Origin of the sequence: Variovorax sp. YR750 (assembly GCF_900109805.1) — a bacterium.
GTDB classification, from domain to species: Bacteria; Pseudomonadota; Gammaproteobacteria; order Burkholderiales; family Burkholderiaceae_C; genus Variovorax; species Variovorax gossypii.
This window is the reverse complement of sequence record NZ_FOBJ01000012.1, coordinates 43,517-63,733: the sequence shown is the minus strand read 5'-3', so window position 1 is coordinate 63,733 and position 20,217 is coordinate 43,517. Positions and strand designations below refer to the sequence as shown.

Below are 20,217 nucleotides of genomic sequence, written 5' to 3'. Positions count from 1 at the left end.
GCTTGCTGTGCTTGGAATGGGGAGTCGGGTTTGGCGAAGCCGCGGGGCCTCAATGCGCCGCCGCGCGAAGCGAAGGCCTGCAGCGGCTGTTCGGTAGCCGAGCGCAGCGATGGCGCGTCCCACTCCCTTCTGGCTGTGCCGAGGAGCGCAGGCGCAGGAGGGATCAGGGCCGCAGCTGTTTGAGCGAAGCGAGTTCTGCGGACCCCCTCCTGCGCCGAGCACCGCAGGTTGCCCGTAGCGAAGCGAAGGGACACAGACAGTAGGGTCGCCTTTCTTTTGCCTACTTTTCTTTGGCGAAGCAAAGAAAAGTAGGTCGCCCGCCGGGGCGAGACCCGGCCTCGAAAAGCAAACCAGCCACAGGAGGCAATACAACTCAAACCGCCTCCTCCTCAATAACAACCCGCCGCGAACTCCCCCCACCCAGTCGATCAAACGCCAGATAAATAACAGGCGTAGTGAACAGAGTAAGCAGCTGACTGACGATCAACCCCCCAAAAATCGCCAACCCAAGAGGACGCCGCAATTCAGCCCCATCCCCAAAACTCAGCATCAGCGGCACAGCAGCAAACAGCGCCGCCAGGGTAGTCATCAAGATAGGCCGAAACCGCAACAAAGCAGCCTGATGAATAGCCTCCCGAGGAGACTTCCCCTGAGTCCTCTCAGCATCGATGGCGAAGTCGATCATCATGATCGCGTTCTTCTTCACGATGCCGATCAGCAGGATGATCCCGATGATCCCGATCACCCCCAGGTCGTTGCCGGTGATCATCAGCGCCAGCAGCGCCCCCACCCCCGCCGACGGCAGCGTGGACAGGATCGTCAGCGGATGCACATAGCTCTCGTACAGCACCCCCAGCACGATGTACACGCAGACCACGGCCGCAAGAATCAGCCACAGCTGGTTCGACAGCGACTTTTCATAGGCGCCGGAGGCCCCGAGGAAAGTCATCGTCAGGCTGCTCGGCAAGCCGATCTCCTTCGCGGCGGCGCGAATCGCATCGACCGACGCGCCGAGCGAGACGCCGGGCGCGGTGTCGAAGTTCAGCGTGCTCGCCGGGTACTGCGCCACGTGCGTGATCTGCAGCGGCGCCTGCTGCTCCGAGATCTGGGCGATGGCCGACAGCGGCGTGGCCGTGCCCGATCCGGCGATCAAGCTGAGCTGGCCCAGCGTCTGGGGCGTGTTCACCATGCCGGGCTGCGCCTCCAGGATCACTCGGTACTGGTTCGTCTCGGTGAAGATGGTCGAGACGATGCGCTGGCCGAAGGCGCTGTAGAGCGCATCGTCCACGGTGCTCGCCGTGATCGACAGCCGCGCCGCGGTGTCGCGGTTCACGTTCACGAAGGCCGCGAGGCCCTGCGCGCCGGCGTCGCTGCTCACGTTGCGCACCTTGCCCGACTCCTGCAGCTTCGCCACGAGCTTCTTCATCCACTCGGTGACGGCCGCGCTGTCGACGCCTTCGAGCGACATGCGGTACTCGGTGGGGCCGGTCTCGGCGTCGATGGTCAGGTCCTGCGTGGGCTGCAGGTAGAGCGTGACGCCCGCCACCTGCCGCACGCGCTCGCGCAGGCGGTCCATCACTTCCTGCTGGCTGTCGCGGCTTTTCGTCAGGTTGATGAGCATGCTGCCGGTGTGCAGCATGGTGTTGTTGGCGGCGTCCACGCCGACGAAGGAACTGAGGTTCTCGACCGCCGGGTCTTCCAGGATGGCCTGCGCCGCCTGCAGCTGCAGCTGCGACATGCGGTCGAAGGACACGTCCTGCGCGGCCTGCACGCGGGCCTGGAGCTGGCCGGTGTCCTGCGTGGGGAACAGGCCCTTCGGAATCGAGAGGTAGAGCACCACCGTCAGCACCAGCGTCAGCAGCGCGACCAGCAGCGTGAGCGCCTGGTGATCGATCACCCAGTGCAGCGAGCGGTCGTAGCGCACCATCACGCCGCTGAAGAAGCGCTGGGCGCGGGCGCCGAAGCCCTTGTCGGAAACCTGCTTCTTCTGCTCGTGCTTGAGCCAGCGCGCCGACATCATCGGCACCAGCGTGAGCGACACCACGGCCGAGATCAGGATGGTGATGGCCAGCGTCACCGCGAACTCGCGGAACAGGCGGCCCACCACGTCGCCCATGAAGAGCAGCGGAATCAGCACCGCAATGAGCGACACGGTCAGCGAGATGATGGTGAAGCCGATCTGCGTCGCGCCCTTGAACGCTGCCTGCAGGGGCTTCTCGCCCTCCTCGATGTAGCGCGCGATGTTCTCGATCATCACGATCGCGTCGTCCACCACGAAGCCGGTGGCGATGGTCAGCGCCATCAGGCTCAGGTTGTTGAGGCTGTAGCCCAGCAGGTACATCAGCCCGAAGGTGCCGATCAGCGAGATGGGCACCGCGACACTGGCGATGACGGTGGCGCGCAGGCTGCCCAGGAAGGCGAAGATCACCAGCACCACGAGCACCACGGCCAGCACCAGTTCCATCTCGACGTGCTCCACCGAGGCGCGGATGCCGGCCGTGCGGTCGCTCAGCACCTCGATCTTCAGCCCGGCGGGCAGGCCGGCCTGCAGCTCGGGCAGCTGCTTCTTGATGGCGTCGACGGTGGCGATCACGTTGGCGCCGGGCTGGCGCTGCACGTTCATGATGATCGCGGGCGACAGCTTGTTGGTGCCGTCGGCCTTGTTGCCGGCCCAGGCGGCGAGCTGGTTGTTCTCGGCGCTGTTGACCACCTGCGCCACGTCGACCATGCGGATCGGCGCGCCGTTCTTGTACGAGACGATCAGGTTCTTGTAGTCGTCGACCGTCATCAGCTGGTCGTTCGAATTGATCGTGTAGGCGCGCTTCGGTCCGTCGAAGCTGCCCTTGGCGCCGTTCGAGTTGGCCGCCGAGATGGCCGTACGCAGCGTGTCCAGCCCGATGCCGTTGGCCGCCAGCGCCTGGGTGTTGGCCTGGATGCGCATCGCCGGGCGCTGCCCGCCGCTGAGCGACACCAGCCCCACGCCCGAGACCTGGCTGATCTTCTGCGCGAGCCGGGTGTTGACCAGGTTCTGCACGTCGGTGAGCGGCAGCGTGTCGGAGGTGATGGAAAGCGTGAGCACCGGCGCGTCGGCCGGGTTGACCTTGGCGTACACGGGCGGCGCCGGCAGGTCGGCCGGCAGCAGCGAGCCGCCGGCGTTGATGGCGGCCTGCACTTCCTGCTCGGCCACGTCGAGCGTGAGGCCCAGCGAGAACTGCAGCGTGATGATCGACACACCGGCCGCGCTGGTCGAGCTCATGCGGTCGAGCCCCGACATCTGGCCGAACTGGCGTTCCAGCGGCGCGGTGACGGTGTTGCTCATGACCTCTGGGCTGCCCCCCGGGTAGAGCGTCTGGACCTGGATGGTCGGGTAGTCGACCTGCGGCAATGCCGACAGCGGCAGGAAGCGGAACGCCACCAGGCCGGCCAGCACGATGGCGACCATCAGCAGCGAGGTCGCCACCGGCCGGAGGATGAACGGACGTGACGGACTCACCGGGAAGCCTCCGCGCGATTGCGTTCAGCGCCGCTCGTCATGGGCCGCGCCTGCCCTGTCCGCCTTCGCCGCGGCCTTCGGACATGCGCTGCCAGCGCTCCAGTGCCGCCGGGTCGCCACGGTCCAGCGCTTCCAGGAAGCGCTTGCGGCGTTCGAGTTGTTCGGGGTTGTCCTTGGCCGAATCGAGCATGCGCTGGCGCTGCTCGGCGGTCGGGAGCTTTGCGGGGGCCGGGGCTGGTTCGGCCGGGGCCTGAGCCGCCGGCGCCGCCGGGGCGGCAGGAGCCGTTGCCGCCGACGGAGCAGCCGGGGCAGCGGGTGCTGCGCCAGCTGCCGCGGGAGCCGCCGGGGCCTGGCCCGGTGCCTCGCCCTTCGACCCCGCCGTACCGTTGGCACCGCCGGCGCCACCGTGCCGGCGCCCGCCGCGCGCACCGCCGGCGGGTGCCGACGCCGCGCCGGCCGGCCGGTCGACCTGGGTCTGCACCCGCGCGCCGTCCTTCAGCCGGTCGCCGCCTTCGGTCACGACCTGCTCGCCGGCCTTCAGGCCGGACATGATCGCCACGTTGTCCACGCTCGATTCGCCGCGCGTCACCGGACGCTGGGACACCGTGCTGTCGTCGTTCAGCACGTATACGTAGTCGCCGTTGGGCCCGTGGCGCAGCGCCGTGACGGGCACGACCACCGCGCTGTTCACGGTGCGCAGCAGCAGCCGCAGGTTGACGAACTGGTTCGGGAACAGCGCGTTGTCGGCATTGGCGAAACGGGCCTTGGCCTTCACGGTGCCGGTGGCGGTGTCGACCATGTTGTCGAGCGTGGAGAAGGTGCCGTTCGCCAGCCGCCGCGTGCGCGTGCGGTCGAAGGCGGTGGCGTCGAGCTTCGCGCCCTGGCCCAGGCGCTCCTGCACCTCGGGCACGCGGTCCTGCGGAATGGCGAATTCGACGTCGATGGGCGCGATCTGCGTGATGGTCGCCACGCCGTTGGTGGTGCCCGTGGAGATGTAGTTGCCCGCGTCCACCGGCCGCAGGCCGATGCGGCCGCTGGCCGGCGCGGTGATGCGGCTCCAGGCGAGGTTGAGCTTCGCGGTGTTCTCGTTGGCGCGGTCGATGGCCACCGTGCCCTCGAGCTGCTTGACCAGCGCGGCCTGGGTGTCCACGTCCTGCCGGGCGATGGAGTCCTGCCCCAGCAGGGTCTGGTAGCGCTGCAGCGTGACGCGCGCCGCCGCGAGCTGCGCCTCGTCGCGCTGCCGGGCGCCGGAGGCCTGGTCCAGCGCATTCTGGAAAGGCTGCGGGTCGATGGTGGCCAGCACGTCGCCCTTCTTGACCATCTGCCCTTCCTGGAAGAGCACGGAGGTGAGCACGCCCGACACCTGCGGCTGGACGACCACGTTGGCCAGCGGCGTGACGGTGCCCAGCGCCTCCAGTTGCACCGGAATGTCGGCCTGTCGGGCCGTGGCGATGCCGACGGTGCTGGAAGCCGCTCCGCCGCCGCCGCGTCCGGGGCCCCCGGGACCGCCAGGGCCGCCCGGACCTCCGGGACCGCCCTGCCGGCCTCCGCCGGGGAAGCCCCCGGGACCGGCCGCGGGCGTCTTCGAGCGCTGGATCAGGTACCAGGCGCTGCCGCCGAGCACCACGAGCAGCAGCAGGGTCAGCAGGCCGCCCACCCAGCGGCGCCTGCGCACTGTCGGATGTGTCGGAGACACGGTGGAAGGCAGCGGCTCGGTCGGTTTTTCTTGTTCCATGGACGGTGCGTGCGAAAGGTGCGGAAAGCGAACCAGCGTAGTACAGCGCGGAATGGTAGCCCCGCTCTTTGCTGCCCCGTAAAGGGGCGGTAAAGCTGTTCATCAGGCCTGCGCAATTCGCGCCGCCGGGCTGGAATTCGCGCCGCGTGCATGCATTCCGTCGCACGCCGATGGCGGCTGCGGGCGGGCGCCGGCACAGTCTGCTCCATCGATTCCAGTCCCCTTTCAGGATTCCTTCACCTTCCACGGAGTGCCGCCATGCTGATGCAGATCATCCTTCACACGCCCAAGTGGGTCTTCGCCGTGTTCTTCCTGCTGCTGTGGCTCGGCGCCCGGCAACTGCTCACCAACGAGGTGAGCCTGACCCGCGTGACGCTGATGCCCGTCGCCATGGGCGGCCTGTCGGTCTACGGCGTGGTTTCGGTCTTCGGCGACTCCTTCGGCGCCCTGCTCGGCTGGGCCGCCGCCGCGGCCGTGATGGCGGCGCTGGTGCTGCAGCGCCCGCTGCACGCCGCCACCCGCTACGACGCGGCCGCGCGCCAGTTCCAGGTGGCCGGCAGCCCGGTGCCGCTCATGCTCATGATGGGCATCTTCCTGACCAAGTACGTGGTCGGCGCCACGCTGGCCATGCACCCCGAAATGCGCCACCAGCCCGTCCTCGCCCTCGTGGTGCCCGCGCTCTACGGCGCGTTCACCGGTGTCTTCGTGGCCCGCGCCGTACGGCTGTGGAAGCTGGCCATCCGCACTGACGCTATGTCGGCCGCCGCCCGCGCCGCCTAATATTCCCGAGCCACGACTTCCCGGACCGCCGCCATGAACGCGCTCTTGCTGATCCTCAAGATCTCCGTCACGGTGGTGCTCGTCGCCTCCATCGCCGAGGCGCTGGTGCTGTCGTGGCGCAACGGCTGGCGCAGCTACGACTGGAAGGCCGCCGGCGTCTCGGTGTTCGACTTCCTGGTGCGCGAATACCCCCTGCGCTGGCTGCTGCCGCTGGCCTTCTGGACCGGCGCGATGGACTGGTTCTACGCCCACCGCCTCTTCACCCTGCCGATGGACCACTGGACCGGCTGGGCCGCCTGCTTCATCGGCCAGGAGTTCTGCTACTACTGGTACCACCGCGCGGCGCACCGGGTGCGCTGGTTCTGGTGCACCCACGCCATCCACCACTCGCCGAACCAGCTGAACCTGTCGGCCGCCTACCGCTTCGGCTGGACCGGCCGCCTCACCGGCACCCTGGCCTTCTTCATGCTGGCGCCGCTGCTTGGCATGCCGCCCCGGGTGATCCTGCTGATGCTCACGCTGAACCTGCTGTACCAGTTCTGGATTCACGCGACCTGGATCCCGCGCCTCGGCCCGCTGGAATGGGTGCTGAACACCCCCTCGGCCCACCGCGTGCACCACGCCTCGAACCTGGAATACCTGGACGGCAACTACGGCGGCGTGCTGATCGTGTTCGACCGCCTGTTCGGCACCTACATTCCCGAGCGCGCCGACCTGCCCTGCCGCTACGGGCTGGTCAACCCGGTCACCACGCACAACATCCTGGAGATCGAGTTCGGCCAGTGGCGCGCGCTCTTTCGCGACCTCGCCTCGGCCCGCTCGGTACGCGCCTTCGTCGGCTACCTCGTGAAGCCGCCGGGCTGGAAGCCCGACGGCCCCGGCGACACCACCGAGGAGCTGCGCCAGCGCGCGGCCCTGCAGGCGGTGCCGGCGGGGCAGCCTGCCGTCGCCACCGATTTCCTTCCTGTCCAATACAAGGAGCTGTCATGACTTCCTACGCATCCTCCGATTCCTCCCGCTCCGACATCGAGCGCCTCGCCCGCCGCCGCGCCGGCGCCAAGATGGGCTGGTACATCCACGCCTTCGTCTACGTGCTGGTCAACGTCGGCCTCGTCACCATCTCGGCCGCCAACGGCCGCAGCTGGGCCATGTACCCGCTCATGGGCTGGGGCCTGGGCCTGCTGATCCATGGCGCCGTGGTCTGGTTCATCGCTCCCGGCGGTGGCTTCTACGACCGGCTGGTGGAGCGCGAACGCCGCGCGCTGGGGGGCCGGGACCGGGGATGAGTTCTACGCCGCCAGGCCGCTTCCGCGCGGAAAACATCCGGGACATGCTGCGGCATGGCCTGATCACCGCCGTCTTCTGCTGCCTCATCGCCATCGCAATGACCATCACCGGCGGCGAGAACTGGGCCGGTCATCTGGTCTATTCGCTGGCGATCGGGATGGTCAGTTGGCTGTTCATCGACACGGGGCGGCTCCTGCTCAGCGGGGCCAGTGAAACCCACTGGCCGAACTGGCCCTGGGGCTTCATGCTGATCGCGCTGGGCGTGGCCGTCGGCTTCTTCGTCGGCAACCTCATCGGCGACGCCGTGTTCGGAGCTCCCCGGTTCGACTTCCTCGACATCAGGGGCCACAAGCTGGCCACCGGCGTCACGATCACCATCATCGCGACCGTCGGCATGTGCTTCTTCTTCTACAGCCTCGGCAAGAGCAAGCACATGCAGAGCCAGATCGAGCTGGCCCAGCGCAACGCCACCGAGGCGCGGCTCAAGCTGCTCGAGACGCAGCTGGAGCCGCACATGCTCTTCAACACGCTGGCCAACCTGCGGGTGCTGATCACCGTCGACCCGCCGCGCGCCGTGGCCATGCTCGACCGACTCAACAGCTACCTGCGCATGACGCTGAGCGGCTCGCGCGCGCTCTCGCATCCGCTGTCGGCCGAATTCGAGCGGCTGGGCGACTACCTGGAGCTGATGTCGGTGCGCATGGGTGCGCGCCTGCGCTACACGCTCGACCTGCCGCAGGAGCTGCGCGACGCGCCGGTGCCGCCACTGCTGCTGCAGCCGCTGGTGGAGAACAGCATCCGCCACGGCCTGGAGCCGAAGGTGGAAGGCGGAGAGATCGTCGTGCGTGCGCGTAAGGAAGCCGGCCAGCTGGTGATCGAGGTGAACGACACCGGCGTGGGCCTCGGCGCGGCGCCGCCCTCGGAAGGCAGCGGCTTCGGGCTGGAGCAGGTGCGCGAGCGGCTCGCCACCGTCTACGGCGCGCAGGGCCGCATGAGCATCGAGCCCTCGCCTTCCGGCGGCACCAGCACCACGCTGAGCTTCCCGGCGCCCACCTGAATGCGAACACCCCACAAAACAACGACAAGATGACCAACCCTACCGCCCTCATCGCAGAAGACGAGCCCCTGCTCGCGCAGGCCCTCAAGGCCGAACTGGCCTCCGCATGGCCCGAGCTGCAGATCGTCGCCACGGCAGGCGACGGCCGTAGCGCCGTGCGCGAGGCCCTGCGGCTGCTGCCCCAGGTGCTTTTCTTCGATATCCGCATGCCCGGCCTCGACGGCCTCGGCGCCGCCGCCGAACTGGCCGACTGCTGGCCTGCCGACGAAGCGCCCATGCCGCAACTGGTGTTCGTGACGGCCTACGACGAATACGCCGCCCGCGCCTTCGAGGCCCAGGCCATCGACTACGTGCTCAAGCCGGTGCAGCCCGAGCGCCTGCGCAAGACTGTCGGCCGGCTGCAGCAGGCGCTGACAGCCAGGCAGCCGGCGCCCTCCACGCCGGCCCTGGCCGACGCGGCGCTGGAGCAGACGCTCGCCCAGTGGCGCCAGGTGCTGGGCGCGGCAGGAGCCGGAGCGGCCTCGGCCACGCCCGCTCCGCTGCGCATGATCGCCGCGAGCGACGCCGGCGGCAGCACCGTGCGCATGGTGCCGATCGACGAAGTGCTGTATTTCGAGGCCGCCGACAAATACCTGCGCGTGCTGACCGCCACGCACGAATACCTGATCCGCACGCCGCTAAAGCAACTGCTGCCCCAGCTCGACGCCGACACCTTCTGGCAGGTGCACCGGGCGGTGGTGGTGCGCAGCTCGGCCATCGAATCGGTGCACCGCGACGAGGCCGGCAAGCTGCACCTGATGCTGCGCGGGCGGGCCGAGAAGATTCCGGTCAGCCGGCTGTACGCCCATCTTTTTCGCGCCATGTGAAATCGGGCGGGCGAGCGCCCAAAGAAAAAGCCGGCCCTTTCGGGGCCGGCTTTTTTCATTCAGTCACGAATGCTGTTGCGTTTTAGCGCCAGTGGCCGTGGCCATGACCGCGGTAGTAGCCGCGACCGTAGTAGCGCGGGCCGTAGTAGGCCGGCGGGCCGTAGTAGACCGGGGCCGGACGGTAATACACCGGCGGCGGGCGGTAGTAGACCGGCGGCGGCGGTGCGTAATAGACGGGGGCCGGCGGCACGTAGACCGGGGCCGGGTAGTAGGCCGGGCTGCCCACGCCCACTGCCACGCCTGGAACGCCGACGCCGATCGACCAGCTCACGTCGCTGCGGGCGCTGGCCGAAGTGGCGGCGAACAATGCACCGGCTGCCACGGCGCCTGCGGCGGCCCACTTGAAAAAGGTTGAACGTGTGAAGCTCATGATCCTGCACTCCTTGTTTGGTCGGGCTGCGTTCGGGTCTGAACCGCCCATGTGATGTATTGAACGCGGCAAATGCAAAGAGGGTGCACTCGGCATTGTGAAGAAAGTTGCCAAAGGTAACCCATAAGGGGTGACCCCTAAAATGCAACGATGACCTCCCCGACCGACAAAAACGGTACCAAAACGACCGCCGCTCCGAGCAATTTCCTGCGCCACGTGATCGAGAACGACCTCGCACAGGGTGCCTATTCTGGCCGCAAGTGGGGCGGATCGCCCGGCAACGCCGCTCATCATGCGCAGGGCATGACCGATCCGGCCAAGGTGCGCATGCGCTTTCCGCCCGAGCCCAACGGCTACCTGCACATCGGCCACGCCAAGAGCATCTGGCTCAACTTCGAGCTGGCCAAGGAATACGGCGGCGTCAGCCACCTGCGCTTCGACGACACCAACCCCGAAAAGGAAGACCAGGAATACGTCGACTCCATCCGCGATGCGGTGAAGTGGCTCGGCTACGAAACCTACCTGGCCGACCGCCCCAGCGCCCCCGGCACGCTGCAGCCGCACGAATACTTCGCCAGCAACTACTTCGACTTCATGTACGAAGCCGCCGAATACCTCATCGGCGCCGGCCTGGCCTACGTCGACGAGCAGACCGCCGATGAAGTGCGCGCGAACCGCGGCGACTTCAACACGCCCGGCACCGACAGCCCCTTCCGCACCCGCACGCCCGAGGAAAACCTCGCGCGCTTCCGTGCCATGCGCGACGGCCAGGTAGCCGACGGCGCCGCCATCCTGCGCGCGAAGATCGACATGGCCAGCACCAACATCAACATGCGCGACCCCGCGCTGTACCGCGTGCGCCGGGCCCACCACCACAACACGGGCGACAAGTGGTGCATCTACCCGATGTACACCTACGCGCACCCCATCGAGGACGCGCTGGAGCAGATCACCCACAGCATCTGCACGCTGGAGTTCGAAGACCAGCGCCCCTTCTACGACTGGCTGCTCGACCGCCTCGCCGAGGGCGGCCTCATCGCCAGCCCGCACCCGCGTCAGTACGAATTCGCACGCCTCAACGTGACCCACGTGCTCACCAGCAAGCGCAAGCTGCGCCAGCTGGTCGAAGAGAAATACGTCGACGGCTGGGACGACCCCCGCATGCCCACCATCGCCGGCCTGCGCCGCCGCGGCTACACGCCCGAGGCGCTGCGCCTGTTCTGCGAACGCAGCGGCACCACCAAGTCGGGCGGCTGGATCGACTACGCCAGCCTAGAAGCCGCGCTGCGCGACACCCTCGATCCCGTCGCACCGCGCGCGATGGCCGTGCTCGACCCGGTCAAGCTGGTCATCACCAACTGGGGCGAGCTGATGGGTGGTGACGACGCGCTCGACTCGTGCTCGGCCCCCGTCCATCCGCACCACCCCGAGATGGGCCACCGCGAGTTCAAGCTCGGCCGCGAAGTCTGGATCGAGCGCACCGACTACGAGGAAGTGCAGCCCAAGGGCTTCTTCCGCCTGTTCCCCGGCAACAAGGTGCGGCTGAAGTACGGCCACGTCATCGAATGCATCGGCGGCACCAAGGACGCCGACGGCAAGCTCGTCGAAGTGCAGGCCAGGCTGGTGCCCGACACCAAGAGCGGCACGCCCGGCGCCGACGCGATCAAGGTGAAGGGCAACATCACCTGGGTGGCCGCCGCCGACGCGGTGCAGGCCGAAGTGCGGCTCTACGAGCGCCTGTTCGCCGAAGCCCACCCGGGCAGCGGCGAACTGCTGGAAGAGCTGAACAAGCAGAGCCTGGAAGTGTGCTCGGCCTTCGTCGAGCCCTCGCTGGCCAAGGCGGAGCCCGGCGTCGGCATCCAGTTCGAGCGGCACGGCTACTTCGTGCTCGACGCGAAGGCCAGCGGCATCGTCGGCAAGCCGGTGTTCAACCGCGCGGCCGGCATGCGGGACAGCTGGGGCAAGTAAGCCCCACCCGCTGTCCCTCTGTCTCTATTCGGGCCGCTTGTAGACCACCCCGATCACCGCGCTGTTCTCGTCGGTGGTGCACACGGCGGATCGTCCCTGCGGCCCGACCTTCAGGTTGATCGTGTAGACACCGTCGCGCGGCGTCGTGCCCTTGTCGGCGACGATGCCACCCGGCGGCACCCTGAGTTCGCGCGCGGCCGCGGTCACGCAGTTCTTCACGCTGGCCTCGGGCGCGCCGCCCACGCGGATGCCCGGGCTGTTGCATGCCGCCAGCAGCAGGCCGGCCACGGCCGCCGTGCACGCGAGTTGGATGGAGCTTCGCATCGTCGTCATACCGGATTCCCCTGTGTCATGAACCAGTCGATTGGAGCCGCCGCAGCCCCCGGAGGTTGCAGGACAGACCCGGGCTATCCTGTCGGCACATGAATCGTCCGAGCCCTTCTTCTCGTTCATCTTCTTCCTCCCGGCTGATCCGCTTCAACAAGCCTTACGGCGTGCTCAGCCAGTTCACGCCCGAGGGCCGCTGGCGCGGCCTGAAGGAGTTCATCGACATTCCGGGCGTCTACGTCGCCGGCCGGCTCGACGCCGACAGCGAGGGGCTTCTCCTGCTCACGGACGACGGCAAGCTGCAGGCCCGCATCGCCGATCCGCGCTTCAAGATGGAGAAGATCTACTGGGTGCAGGTCGAAGGCGAGCCCGGCGAAGAGGCGCTCGACTCGCTGCGCAACGGCGTGCAGCTCAACGACGGCCCCACTCTTCCCGCGCGGGCGCGGCTGCTCGACCCGCCGCCCGAGGTGTGGGAGCGCCAGCCGCCCATCCGCGAGCGCAAGAGCATTCCCACCGCCTGGATCGAACTCGCCATCCGCGAAGGCCGCAACCGCCAGGTTCGGCGCATGACTGCGGCTGTCGGGCTGCCCACGCTGCGGCTGATCCGCGCCGCGATCGGGCCCCACACGCTCGACGGACTGGCGCCCGGAACCTGGCGCGAATAGCGCCGCAACAGACAGACCGCACGGCCTTCATCCGAACCATTCACGTCTTCCTCTCATGAAGCAAACGCACTCTTCCTTCCCCGCTCCCACGAACCTCGATCGACGCAGCGTCATGCTCGGCACCATCGGCCTGCTTGCCGCGCTGCCCGCCGCGCACGCCAGCGCCACTGCCAAAGCCAAGGCATCGAAGAAGCAACCCGCGCCCGCCCCCGAGGTATGGCCGCGCGCATCGCAGGTGCCGGGCGGCGTGGCCCGCCTGTCGCTGGGCCCGTCGGCGAAGCGGCCCCAGGCCTTCGCGGGCGACATCCCCCTGCTGGTGCTCGGCGACGCCATCGAATGGACCGCGCTGACCGGCATTCCCCTCGCCGCCGAACCCGGCGAGGCCAGCATCACGGTGCGCGCCGAAGGCAAGCCCGAGCGCCAGATCGCCTACACGGTCGCCCCGAAGCAATACCGCGAACAGCGCCTCACGGTGGCCCCGCGCACCGTCGACCTGTCGCCCGAGGACGAGGCGCGCTATGTCAAGGAGCGCGACCACCTCACCGGCGTGATGGCCACCCTCACCGACATGCGCCCCGACACCGTGCTGAAGATGCGCGTGCCGGTGCCCGGCCGCCGCTCGAGCTCCTTCGGTCTGCGCCGCGTGTTCAACGGCCAGTCGCGCAATCCGCACAGCGGCATGGACATCGCCGCCGGCACCGGCACGCCGGTGCTCGCGCCGCTGCCCGGCAAGGTGATCGACACGGGCGACTATTTCTTCAACGGCGGCACCGTCTGGCTCGACCACGGCGGCGGCCTGCTGACCATGTATTGCCACCTGAGCCGCATCGACGTGAAGGTCGGCGACGTGATGAAGACCGGCGAGCAACTGGCCGCCGTGGGCGCGACCGGGCGGGTGACGGGGCCGCACCTGCATTGGTCTGTGATGCTGAACCGGGCGATGGTGGATCCGGCGTTGTTCATTGCGGCCTGAGGCCGTCAGCCCGAGTTCGACGATGACTGCCCGCACCGTCTTCACCGAAGCCTGCCTCGACACGTCGATCCAGTCCGGCGAGCGACGCAGCATCCTCGCCCTGCTCAACGAGCGCCTGCACCCTGCCCTGCAGGCCATCGTCGCGGCCGAAGTCTCGGCGGGCAACCGCGTGCGCGACGCCAACGTCGACTGGCCCGACCCCGGGTCGGTGCACGTCACGCTGGCAAGACGATTCGACGGGCGCCATGCCAATGCGGAGGCCGTCTTCAGCCTCTGCAACGACCCGCACTACTGGCATGCGGACTACAGCACCGCGAACGAGCCGCGGCACCTGCTGATCTGCTAAGCGTCCAGCCTCAGATCGGCTTGGTCAGGTAAACCGCCTCGCGCCCCACGATCGCGCGCTGCGCCGGCATGAAGATCGTGCAGTCGTCGCACAGCGCGCGAATCTCTTCGTCGCCATTGGTCGCGATCAGCTCGCCCTTGGCGAAAGTCTCGAAGCCGATCAGCGGGCGCACGAAGGCGAAGTCGGGCGACCTGATGACGAAGGTCTGCAGCAGCTGGAAACGCCGCTGCGGCTCGGCCGGCGGGGTGGCCGGGTCCTTGTCGACGAGGCCGAAGTAGGCGAGGAAGTCGTAGGTGACGGCGGTGGCCAGATCGGAGGCCGAGCGCAGGAAGTGCTGGCCGCACTCGACCACCATCGCCACGCCCTTGCCGTCGGGGCCGCCGTGGCTTCCGTACTGGATGAGCGGCGTGCCCGAGCCCAGGCCATCGGGCATCACGAGGTGCACCGAGGGGCGGCCGATGGCCAGCGCGACCTTGGCGTTGCGCTCGAAGCCCGGGTACACCCAGAAAGGCACGACGGGCTGGCTGGTCGAGTGGATGTCGAGGATGTGGTCGGCCGCCTCGACCACCGGGCGCAGGATGCGCGCGCGGCTGAGTTCGGGGCTGTCCTCGGTGCCGTCGAGCCATTCGGGCGACCAGATGCGGTTGAGGTTGTGCACGAGCTGCCGGCTGTCGAAGGGCAGCGCCTCGTTGAAGGATTCGTACGCGGCCACGTTGGCGAAGCTCACGGTGAGCGTGCCGATCTTCGGGCGCACGTCGTTGTCGAGCAGGTGCGTGGCGGCCGTCATGCCGCAGATCTCGTTGCCGTGCGTGAGCGCGTTGATCAGCACGTGCGGGCCGGGCTTGCCGGACTCGAAGCGATGCACGTAGTCGACGCCCACGTTGCCCTTGCGGTAGGCGGAGAGGTCGCGGGGAAGGACTTCGAGGGCGGGGGGAGCTTGGGTCATGGGGCGAATGGTTGAAGCGAAGCGACCGGCAAGTTTGCTACAGGGCGCGCGTTCGCGCCCGCCCGCGCGGCAACACCGGCGCGCGACGCTCAACCTTCACCCCGGGCCGGCTATCGAATCTGCTGGTAGTCCACCGGCCCCCAGACGTAGCCCTTGCCCTCGGCCCGCACGTGGCCCAGCCCCGGGAACGGCAGGTGCGCGCTGCCCACCAGGTAGCGGCCCTTGGCCGCATCGGCGTACGCCTTCTTGCGCTCGGACGCCGCCGGCTTCGAGTCGACGTCGAAGGAGATGGTGATCTGCGGCTGCGCGAACTGCACCGCGGCCACGTGCATCAGGTCGCCCCACAGCACCAGCTTCTGGCCCTTGGACTCGACGACGTAGATGTTGTGGCCGGGCGTGTGGCCGTGGGCCGGCACGGCCCTGATGCCGGGTGCCAGCTCGGTGCCGCCCTTCATGCCCTTGAACTTGCCGGCTTCCACGTACGGGTTCAGCGAGGCCATCGCGCCCTGGAAGAAGCCCTTCATCTCGGCCGAGGCCTTCTCCAGGTTGGCCTTGTTCAGCCAGAAGTCGGCGTCTTCCTGTCCGGCGTGGATGGTGGCGTTGGGAAAGACCAGCTTGCCGTCCTGCACGAGGCCGCCGACGTGGTCGCCGTGCATGTGGGTGATGAGCACGTCGTCGACCTGGTCGGGCTGGTAGCCCGCGGCCTTGAGGTTGGCCTGCAGGTTGCCGAGCGTGGGGCCGAAGAGGCCGCCGGCGCCGGTGTCGACCAGCACCAGCTTGCTGCCGGTGTTGATGAGGTAGCCGTTCACCGAGGTGGGCACGGCGTCCTTCTCGAAGCCCCGGTCGAGCAGCTTGCCGACCTGTGCCTGGGTGGTGTTGGTGAGCAGCTTCTTGGGTTCGAGGTCGAGGGTGCCGTCGAAGAGCGCCGTCACCTCGAAGTCGCCGAGCATCATGCGGTAGAAGCCCGGCGCCTGGGTCTTGACCTGCGGCGCGCCAGCCAGCGCCGTGGAAGAGAACGAAAGCATCAGCAGGCTGCCGGCCAGCGCGGCGATGCCCTGGCGCAGCCAGCGAGCGGGTGTTGTTGTCATGGTTCGGCTCCTCGGTGGTTTGAAGGGGCGCCGAGAATAGCCGAGGCAGGCCGGCCCTGCTGGGCGCCTGCCTACCAGTTGACCTCACGCTCCGGCGTGGCCGAGATGTGATGGATCGACAGGTCCGCGCCGTCGTATTCCTCCTCCTGCGACAGCCGCAGTCCCGCCACCGCCTTCAGTGCGCCGTACACCGCCGCACCGGCCAGCGCCGCCCAGGCCACACCCATGACGGTGCCGATGAGCTGCGCCCACACGTTCACGCCGCCGATGCCGCCCAGCGCCTGCGTGCCGAAGATGCCGGCCGCGATGCCGCCCCAGGTGCCGCACAGGCCGTGCAACGGCCACACGCCCAGCACGTCGTCGATCTTCCATTTGTTCTGCGTAAGCGTGAACAGCTTGACGAAGATGCCGCCCGCCACGCCGCCCACCACCAGCGCGCCCAGCGGGTGCATCAGGTCGGAGCCGGCGCACACCGCCACGAGGCCGGCGAGCGGGCCGTTGTAGACGAAGCCGGGGTCGTTCTTGCCCATGGCCAGCGCCACCAGCGTGCCGCCAACCATCGCCATCAGCGAGTTGACGGCCACCAGGCCCGAGATCTTGTCGATGCTCTGCGCGCTCATCACGTTGAAGCCGAACCAGCCCACGCACAGCACCCAGGCGCCGAGGGCCAGGAAGGGAATGTTCGACGGCGGATGCGCGCTCAGCGAGCCGTCGCCGCGGTAGCGGTTGCGCCGCGCGCCCAGCAGCAGCACCGCCGGCAGCGCCAGCCAGCCGCCCACCGCGTGCACCACCACCGAGCCCGCGAAGTCGTGGAACTCGTGGCCGGTGAGCGAGGCGATCCATTCCTGGATGCCGAAGTGCTTGTTCCAGGCGATGCCCTCGAAGAGCGGATAGACGAAGCCGACGATCACCGCCGTGGCGATCAGCTGCGGCCAGAACTTGGCGCGCTCGGCGATGCCGCCCGAGATGATGGCCGGAATGGCCGCGGCGAAGGTCAGCAGGAAGAAGAACTTCACGAGCTCGTAGCCGCTCTTTGCCGACAGTTCGGTGGCGCTCACGAAGAAATGCGTGCCGTAGGCCACGCCGTAGCCCACCAGGAAATACACGATGGTCGAGACCGAGAAGTCGACCAGGATCTTCACCAGCGCATTGACCTGGTTCTTCTTGCGCACGGTGCCCAGTTCGAGAAAGGCAAAGCCGGCGTGCATGGCCAGGACCATGATGGCGCCGAGAAGGATGAACAGCGCATCTGCGCCCTGTTTGAGTGCGTCCATTGGAGCTTCTTGCGGATTTTTGGTTTGAATTGGTGCGCCGCACCCGAATCAACCAGCGCGGCCGGTCAATGAAGCAAAAATGGTGCCAAAAAGCTCTTTGATGGTGCGAAATGAACCAATAACGGGCCACTCACAGCCCATCGCGCACCGGATCAGGCCGCGCCGATGCCCGTGCGCAGGGCGTCCCGGTAGCGCCGGCTGCACGGCACGGTGGTGCCGTCATGCATGTGCAGCCGGGCGTCGCCGCCGTCCAGCGGCTCGATTTCCTTGATGCGCCCCAGGTTCACCGCATGGCTGCGGTGCACGCGCGCGAAGAGCGTGGGGTCGAGCTGGGTCAGGAAGTCAGTCAGCGTGGAGCGCAGCAGGTAGTCGTGGCCGTTGACGTGCAGGCCGACGTAGTTGCCCTCGGCCTGGAGCCAGTCGATGTCGGTGGCGGCGATGAGAAATTCGCGGCGCAGCTTGCGCACCAGGAAGCGCTCGGGGCGCGCGGGCGGCGGTGGTGGTGATGGCGGCGGCTGGGGTGTTTCCGGCACCGGGGGTTCGAAACCCTCCGGTTCCGCCAAAGCCGGAGCTGGGGCTGGAGGCGGCATCGCCACGCCCTCCTCCGGCGCGTCGAGCACCCGCGCCTCGCCCTGCAGGCGCAGCAGGAACAGCCGGTAGGCCCAGATGCCGAAGACGATGCTCACGTACACCCGCACGTCCTTCAGGTACTCGTAGCTCCACTGGCCGGCCCAGCCCCAGAAGTCGTAGCGTTCCCCCGCCATGGCATAGACCAGCGCCCGCAGCCCGAACATTCCAACCACGTGGGCTACGCTGAACACCACGCTCGCCACCAGGTGCAAGCCCAGGAAGCGCGGCAGATGGGTGCGCGCCAGCGGCGACAGCCGGCGCTCGACGGCCGCCAGCACCGGCACCAGCAGCAGCAACACCAGGTGGCTCGACCCTTCCCAGGTCGCGACCTCCCAGTTGGGCCGGGGCACAGCCCGGATGCGCATGTCGACGATCGCCACCATCGTGCTGAACACGGCCTGAAGGCTCATCAGCACGATCCAGAAAGCCACCTCCAGCGGGCGGCGGATCGGTGCATAGCGCTCGTACAGATTCTTGCGGGGGTCTCCCATGCGGGGAATTCTCGCGAAAACGGGCCCCAGGGCTGGCTTTTTCGTCCCGGATTTCGTCCCCGCCGGCCACCGCTCGTCACAAAGCCGGGGCGATCCGTCCCCTGGCCACGCCGTGCGGAGGCGGCCGGATCGAGCATGGCGGCCTTCCCGCTTCGAGGAACCGCCCATGACCGCCGACCCCGCCCCGCCCGACCACCGCCGCCACGACATCGACGCCCTGCGCGCGCTGGCCTTCCTCTTCGTCATCCTCTATCACGTGGGCATGCACTACGTGGCCGACTGGCCCTGGCACCTCAAGAGCCCGCACGCGGCCGAGTGGCTGCAATGGCCGATGCGCGTCCTGAACCTGTGGCGCATGGACCTGGTCTTTTTGATCTCGGGCGTGTCGCTCGGCTTCCTGAGCCGGGGCCAGGGCACATGGGGACTGCTGCGCAGCCGGGGCCTGCGGCTGATGCTGCCGCTGGTCTTCGGCATGGCCGTGATCGTTCCCTACCAGGCCTACGCGCAGGGCGTGGCCAACGGGCTGGTCGCGCCGGGCTTCGGCGCCTTCCTGCTGCGCTACCTGTCGATGGCCCAGCCCTGGCCGAAGCAGGCCTTCGACGGCGCGGAGTTCGGCATCACCTGGAACCACCTCTGGTACCTGCCCTACCTTTTCACCTACACGGCGCTGGTTGCGCTGACGCTGCCGCTGTGGAAATCCGCCGCCGGCCAATGGGTGCGCCGCACCTTCAACGGCCTGCGCGGCTGGAAGCTGCTGCTGTTGCCGGTCGTGCCGCTGCTGGTGTTCACGATGCTGCTGGCCTCGCGCTTTCCGGCCACGCACAACCTGGTGCGCGACTTCCACCTGCACAGCCTCTACTTCACGATGTTCCTCTACGGCTACTGGATGGGCGTGGACACCGGCGTGTGGAAGGAGCTCGAGCGGCTGCGCCGCGTGTCGCTCGCGCTGGCGGTCGCCGTGATCGCCACCTTCATCGCGCTGCGCGCAGGCGTGAAGGCCCCGCCCTCCGGCCTGCTGATGGACACGCTGCGCATGCTCTACCTCTGGCTGGCCGTCGCGACCATCCTCGGCCACGGCCACCGATACCTGAACCGCCCGTGGCCCTGGCTGCGCTGGGCCAACGAGTCGGTGTACCCGTGGTACGTGCTGCACCAGACGCTGATCATCGTCGGCGTGAGCCTGCTGGCGCCGCTCGCGCTCGGCCTGGTGATCGAGCCCGCGCTGCTGGTGGCGCTGACGCTGCTCGGCTGCTGGCTGCTGACGGACGGGCTGATCCGCCGCACCAACCTGCTGCGTCCGCTCTTCGGGCTGAAGCTCAGGCGGCGGCCGCTGGCTTCTTCGGCGCCGAAGCAGGCTCTTCGACCGGAACAAGGATTGCGTTCCCCGTCGCCACGAGCTTGAGCGCATCGGCACCCTCGCCGTCACCCTGCGCATAGAGCTCGGCCACCGCGAACACCTGCTTGCGCCCCGCCTTCACGACCCGCCCGCGCGCCACGAACGCGCGGCCGATGGCGGGCGAGATGCAGTTCACCGAGAAATGCGATGCCAGCACGCGGCCCGCCACGGTGGCGGCCGCGTAGCCGCTCACGGTGTCGAGCATCGCGCCGATCATTCCGGCATGCAGGAAGCCGGCGTACTGGCCCATGTCCTCCTCGCGCCAGTTCATGCGCAGTTCCGCTTCGCCGTTGGCGGCGCTCGTGACTTCGAAGCCGGCCCAGCGGTTGAAGGCGGCGGTCTTGTTGATGGCCTGGATGGTGTCGAGCATGGCTGTGTGTCCTTGTCCTGGGTTGGTGGAAAGACGATGCGGCCACTCTATGAAGCACGCCCGGCATCCGCCGTCGCGCGTGCGACCGGAAACGC

At 68.2% G+C, this 20,217-nt stretch carries 19 protein-coding genes; 10 read left to right on the top strand and 9 right to left on the bottom strand.

What is annotated here, in order from left to right:
• Positions 1–373: 373 nt before the first annotated feature.
• Positions 374–3,493: an efflux RND transporter permease subunit gene (locus BMY35_RS23555; protein WP_093204480.1), complete on the bottom strand. Its 3,120-nt coding sequence runs from the start codon at positions 3,491–3,493 to the stop codon at positions 374–376.
• 37 nt (positions 3,494–3,530) lie between these two features.
• Positions 3,531–5,228 (bottom strand): efflux RND transporter periplasmic adaptor subunit, encoded by a 1,698-nt coding sequence (locus BMY35_RS23550; RefSeq protein WP_093204478.1) that lies wholly within the window; start codon positions 5,226–5,228, stop codon positions 3,531–3,533.
• Positions 5,229–5,486: 258 nt separating this feature from the next.
• Between BMY35_RS23550 and BMY35_RS23545 the strand changes: the two genes are divergently transcribed.
• From BMY35_RS23545 to BMY35_RS23525, 5 genes are read left to right on the top strand one after another with little or no spacing between them, the layout of a single operon-like run.
• On the top strand, positions 5,487–6,008 hold the full coding sequence (locus BMY35_RS23545) for a DUF6622 family protein (RefSeq protein ID WP_093204475.1): 522 nt from the start codon (positions 5,487–5,489) through the stop codon (positions 6,006–6,008).
• 33 nt (positions 6,009–6,041) lie between these two features.
• A complete protein-coding gene (locus BMY35_RS23540) occupies positions 6,042–6,998 on the top strand; it encodes a sterol desaturase family protein (protein ID WP_093204474.1) in 957 nt (318 codons plus the stop codon).
• Positions 6,995–7,294, top strand: coding sequence for a 2TM domain-containing protein (locus BMY35_RS23535; RefSeq protein WP_093204472.1), 300 nt, complete (start codon positions 6,995–6,997; stop codon positions 7,292–7,294). Before BMY35_RS23540 ends, BMY35_RS23535 begins: the two co-directional genes overlap by 4 nt.
• Positions 7,291–8,352 (top strand): sensor histidine kinase, encoded by a 1,062-nt coding sequence (locus BMY35_RS23530; RefSeq protein ID WP_093204469.1) that lies wholly within the window; start codon positions 7,291–7,293, stop codon positions 8,350–8,352. The genes BMY35_RS23535 and BMY35_RS23530 overlap by 4 nt, the downstream gene beginning before the upstream one ends.
• Positions 8,353–8,381: 29 nt before the next feature.
• Positions 8,382–9,218, top strand: a complete 837-nt coding sequence (locus BMY35_RS23525; RefSeq protein WP_093204467.1) for a LytR/AlgR family response regulator transcription factor — start codon at positions 8,382–8,384, stop codon at positions 9,216–9,218.
• A gap of 82 nt (positions 9,219–9,300) precedes the next feature.
• Here the strand turns inward: BMY35_RS23525 and BMY35_RS23520 are convergent, their stop codons facing one another.
• The gene (locus BMY35_RS23520) at positions 9,301–9,648 is read right to left on the bottom strand and encodes a hypothetical protein (RefSeq protein WP_093204464.1); all 348 of its coding nucleotides are present in this window, start codon (positions 9,646–9,648) and stop codon (positions 9,301–9,303) included.
• Between the two features lie 150 nt (positions 9,649–9,798).
• Here BMY35_RS23520 and BMY35_RS23515 point away from each other — a divergent pair, with 150 nt between their 5' ends.
• The gene (locus BMY35_RS23515) at positions 9,799–11,616 is read left to right on the top strand and encodes a glutamine--tRNA ligase/YqeY domain fusion protein (protein ID WP_093204460.1); all 1,818 of its coding nucleotides are present in this window, start codon (positions 9,799–9,801) and stop codon (positions 11,614–11,616) included.
• A 24-nt stretch (positions 11,617–11,640) separates the two neighbouring features.
• Here BMY35_RS23515 and BMY35_RS23510 read toward each other — a convergent pair whose 3' ends face one another.
• Positions 11,641–11,949 (bottom strand): hypothetical protein, encoded by a 309-nt coding sequence (locus BMY35_RS23510; protein WP_093204456.1) that lies wholly within the window; start codon positions 11,947–11,949, stop codon positions 11,641–11,643.
• An 89-nt stretch (positions 11,950–12,038) separates the two neighbouring features.
• Between BMY35_RS23510 and BMY35_RS23505 the strand changes: the two genes are divergently transcribed.
• The 3 genes from BMY35_RS23505 to BMY35_RS23495 are packed head-to-tail and all read left to right on the top strand — an operon-like array spanning position 12,039 to position 13,927.
• The gene (locus BMY35_RS23505) at positions 12,039–12,608 is read left to right on the top strand and encodes a pseudouridine synthase (RefSeq protein ID WP_093204452.1); all 570 of its coding nucleotides are present in this window, start codon (positions 12,039–12,041) and stop codon (positions 12,606–12,608) included.
• A gap of 55 nt (positions 12,609–12,663) precedes the next feature.
• Positions 12,664–13,581 carry a M23 family metallopeptidase gene (locus tag BMY35_RS23500; protein WP_177213684.1) on the top strand — a complete coding sequence of 306 codons (918 nt, stop codon included), beginning with the start codon at positions 12,664–12,666 and terminating at the stop codon, positions 13,579–13,581.
• A 22-nt stretch (positions 13,582–13,603) separates the two neighbouring features.
• Positions 13,604–13,927 carry a hypothetical protein gene (locus BMY35_RS23495; protein ID WP_093204447.1) on the top strand — a complete coding sequence of 108 codons (324 nt, stop codon included), beginning with the start codon at positions 13,604–13,606 and terminating at the stop codon, positions 13,925–13,927.
• 10 nt (positions 13,928–13,937) lie between these two features.
• Here BMY35_RS23495 and BMY35_RS23490 read toward each other — a convergent pair whose 3' ends face one another.
• The 4 genes from BMY35_RS23490 to BMY35_RS23475 all read right to left on the bottom strand — a co-directional run bounded on the left by BMY35_RS23490 (position 13,938) and on the right by BMY35_RS23475 (position 18,356).
• Positions 13,938–14,873 (bottom strand): M14 family metallopeptidase, encoded by a 936-nt coding sequence (locus tag BMY35_RS23490; RefSeq protein ID WP_093204445.1) that lies wholly within the window; start codon positions 14,871–14,873, stop codon positions 13,938–13,940.
• Positions 14,874–14,983: 110 nt separating this feature from the next.
• Positions 14,984–15,961, bottom strand: coding sequence for an MBL fold metallo-hydrolase (locus tag BMY35_RS23485; protein ID WP_093204442.1), 978 nt, complete (start codon positions 15,959–15,961; stop codon positions 14,984–14,986).
• Between the two features lie 71 nt (positions 15,962–16,032).
• The gene (locus BMY35_RS23480) at positions 16,033–17,235 is read right to left on the bottom strand and encodes an ammonium transporter (protein WP_019654985.1); all 1,203 of its coding nucleotides are present in this window, start codon (positions 17,233–17,235) and stop codon (positions 16,033–16,035) included.
• A 152-nt stretch (positions 17,236–17,387) separates the two neighbouring features.
• Positions 17,388–18,356, bottom strand: coding sequence for a LytTR family DNA-binding domain-containing protein (locus tag BMY35_RS23475; protein ID WP_093204440.1), 969 nt, complete (start codon positions 18,354–18,356; stop codon positions 17,388–17,390).
• Between the two features lie 166 nt (positions 18,357–18,522).
• On the opposite strand from BMY35_RS23475, the gene BMY35_RS23470 reads away from it, so the two are divergent.
• Positions 18,523–19,758, top strand: a complete 1,236-nt coding sequence (locus tag BMY35_RS23470; RefSeq protein WP_093204437.1) for an acyltransferase family protein — start codon at positions 18,523–18,525, stop codon at positions 19,756–19,758.
• Here the strand turns inward: BMY35_RS23470 and BMY35_RS23465 are convergent.
• Positions 19,673–20,122 (bottom strand): PaaI family thioesterase, encoded by a 450-nt coding sequence (locus BMY35_RS23465; protein ID WP_093204435.1) that lies wholly within the window; start codon positions 20,120–20,122, stop codon positions 19,673–19,675. The two genes, BMY35_RS23470 and BMY35_RS23465, sit on opposite strands and share 86 nt — an antisense overlap.
• Positions 20,123–20,217 lie beyond the last annotated feature (95 nt).

Excerpts from the sequence above, each read along its gene's own strand:
- BMY35_RS23480 (WP_019654985.1), bottom strand. The coding sequence starts at position 17,235 with ATGGACGCACTCAAACAGGGCGCAGATGCGCTGTTCATCCTTCTCGGC.
- BMY35_RS23485 (WP_093204442.1), bottom strand. The coding sequence starts at position 15,961 with ATGACAACAACACCCGCTCGCTGGCTGCGCCAGGGCATCGCCGCGCTG.
- BMY35_RS23520 (WP_093204464.1), bottom strand. The coding sequence starts at position 9,648 with ATGAGCTTCACACGTTCAACCTTTTTCAAGTGGGCCGCCGCAGGCGCC.
- BMY35_RS23505 (WP_093204452.1), top strand. The coding sequence starts at position 12,039 with ATGAATCGTCCGAGCCCTTCTTCTCGTTCATCTTCTTCCTCCCGGCTG.
- BMY35_RS23490 (WP_093204445.1), bottom strand. The coding sequence starts at position 14,873 with ATGACCCAAGCTCCCCCCGCCCTCGAAGTCCTTCCCCGCGACCTCTCC.
- BMY35_RS23470 (WP_093204437.1), top strand. The coding sequence starts at position 18,523 with ATGACCGCCGACCCCGCCCCGCCCGACCACCGCCGCCACGACATCGAC.
- BMY35_RS23525 (WP_093204467.1), top strand. The coding sequence starts at position 8,382 with ATGACCAACCCTACCGCCCTCATCGCAGAAGACGAGCCCCTGCTCGCG.
- BMY35_RS23465 (WP_093204435.1), bottom strand. The coding sequence starts at position 20,122 with ATGCTCGACACCATCCAGGCCATCAACAAGACCGCCGCCTTCAACCGC.
- BMY35_RS23475 (WP_093204440.1), bottom strand. The coding sequence starts at position 18,356 with ATGGGAGACCCCCGCAAGAATCTGTACGAGCGCTATGCACCGATCCGC.
- BMY35_RS23510 (WP_093204456.1), bottom strand. The coding sequence starts at position 11,949 with ATGACGACGATGCGAAGCTCCATCCAACTCGCGTGCACGGCGGCCGTG.
- BMY35_RS23550 (WP_093204478.1), bottom strand. The coding sequence starts at position 5,228 with ATGGAACAAGAAAAACCGACCGAGCCGCTGCCTTCCACCGTGTCTCCG.
- BMY35_RS23500 (WP_177213684.1), top strand. The coding sequence starts at position 12,664 with ATGAAGCAAACGCACTCTTCCTTCCCCGCTCCCACGAACCTCGATCGA.
- BMY35_RS23535 (WP_093204472.1), top strand. The coding sequence starts at position 6,995 with ATGACTTCCTACGCATCCTCCGATTCCTCCCGCTCCGACATCGAGCGC.
- BMY35_RS23495 (WP_093204447.1), top strand. The coding sequence starts at position 13,604 with ATGACTGCCCGCACCGTCTTCACCGAAGCCTGCCTCGACACGTCGATC.
- BMY35_RS23540 (WP_093204474.1), top strand. The coding sequence starts at position 6,042 with ATGAACGCGCTCTTGCTGATCCTCAAGATCTCCGTCACGGTGGTGCTC.
- BMY35_RS23545 (WP_093204475.1), top strand. The coding sequence starts at position 5,487 with ATGCTGATGCAGATCATCCTTCACACGCCCAAGTGGGTCTTCGCCGTG.
- BMY35_RS23530 (WP_093204469.1), top strand. The coding sequence starts at position 7,291 with ATGAGTTCTACGCCGCCAGGCCGCTTCCGCGCGGAAAACATCCGGGAC.
- BMY35_RS23515 (WP_093204460.1), top strand. The coding sequence starts at position 9,799 with ATGACCTCCCCGACCGACAAAAACGGTACCAAAACGACCGCCGCTCCG.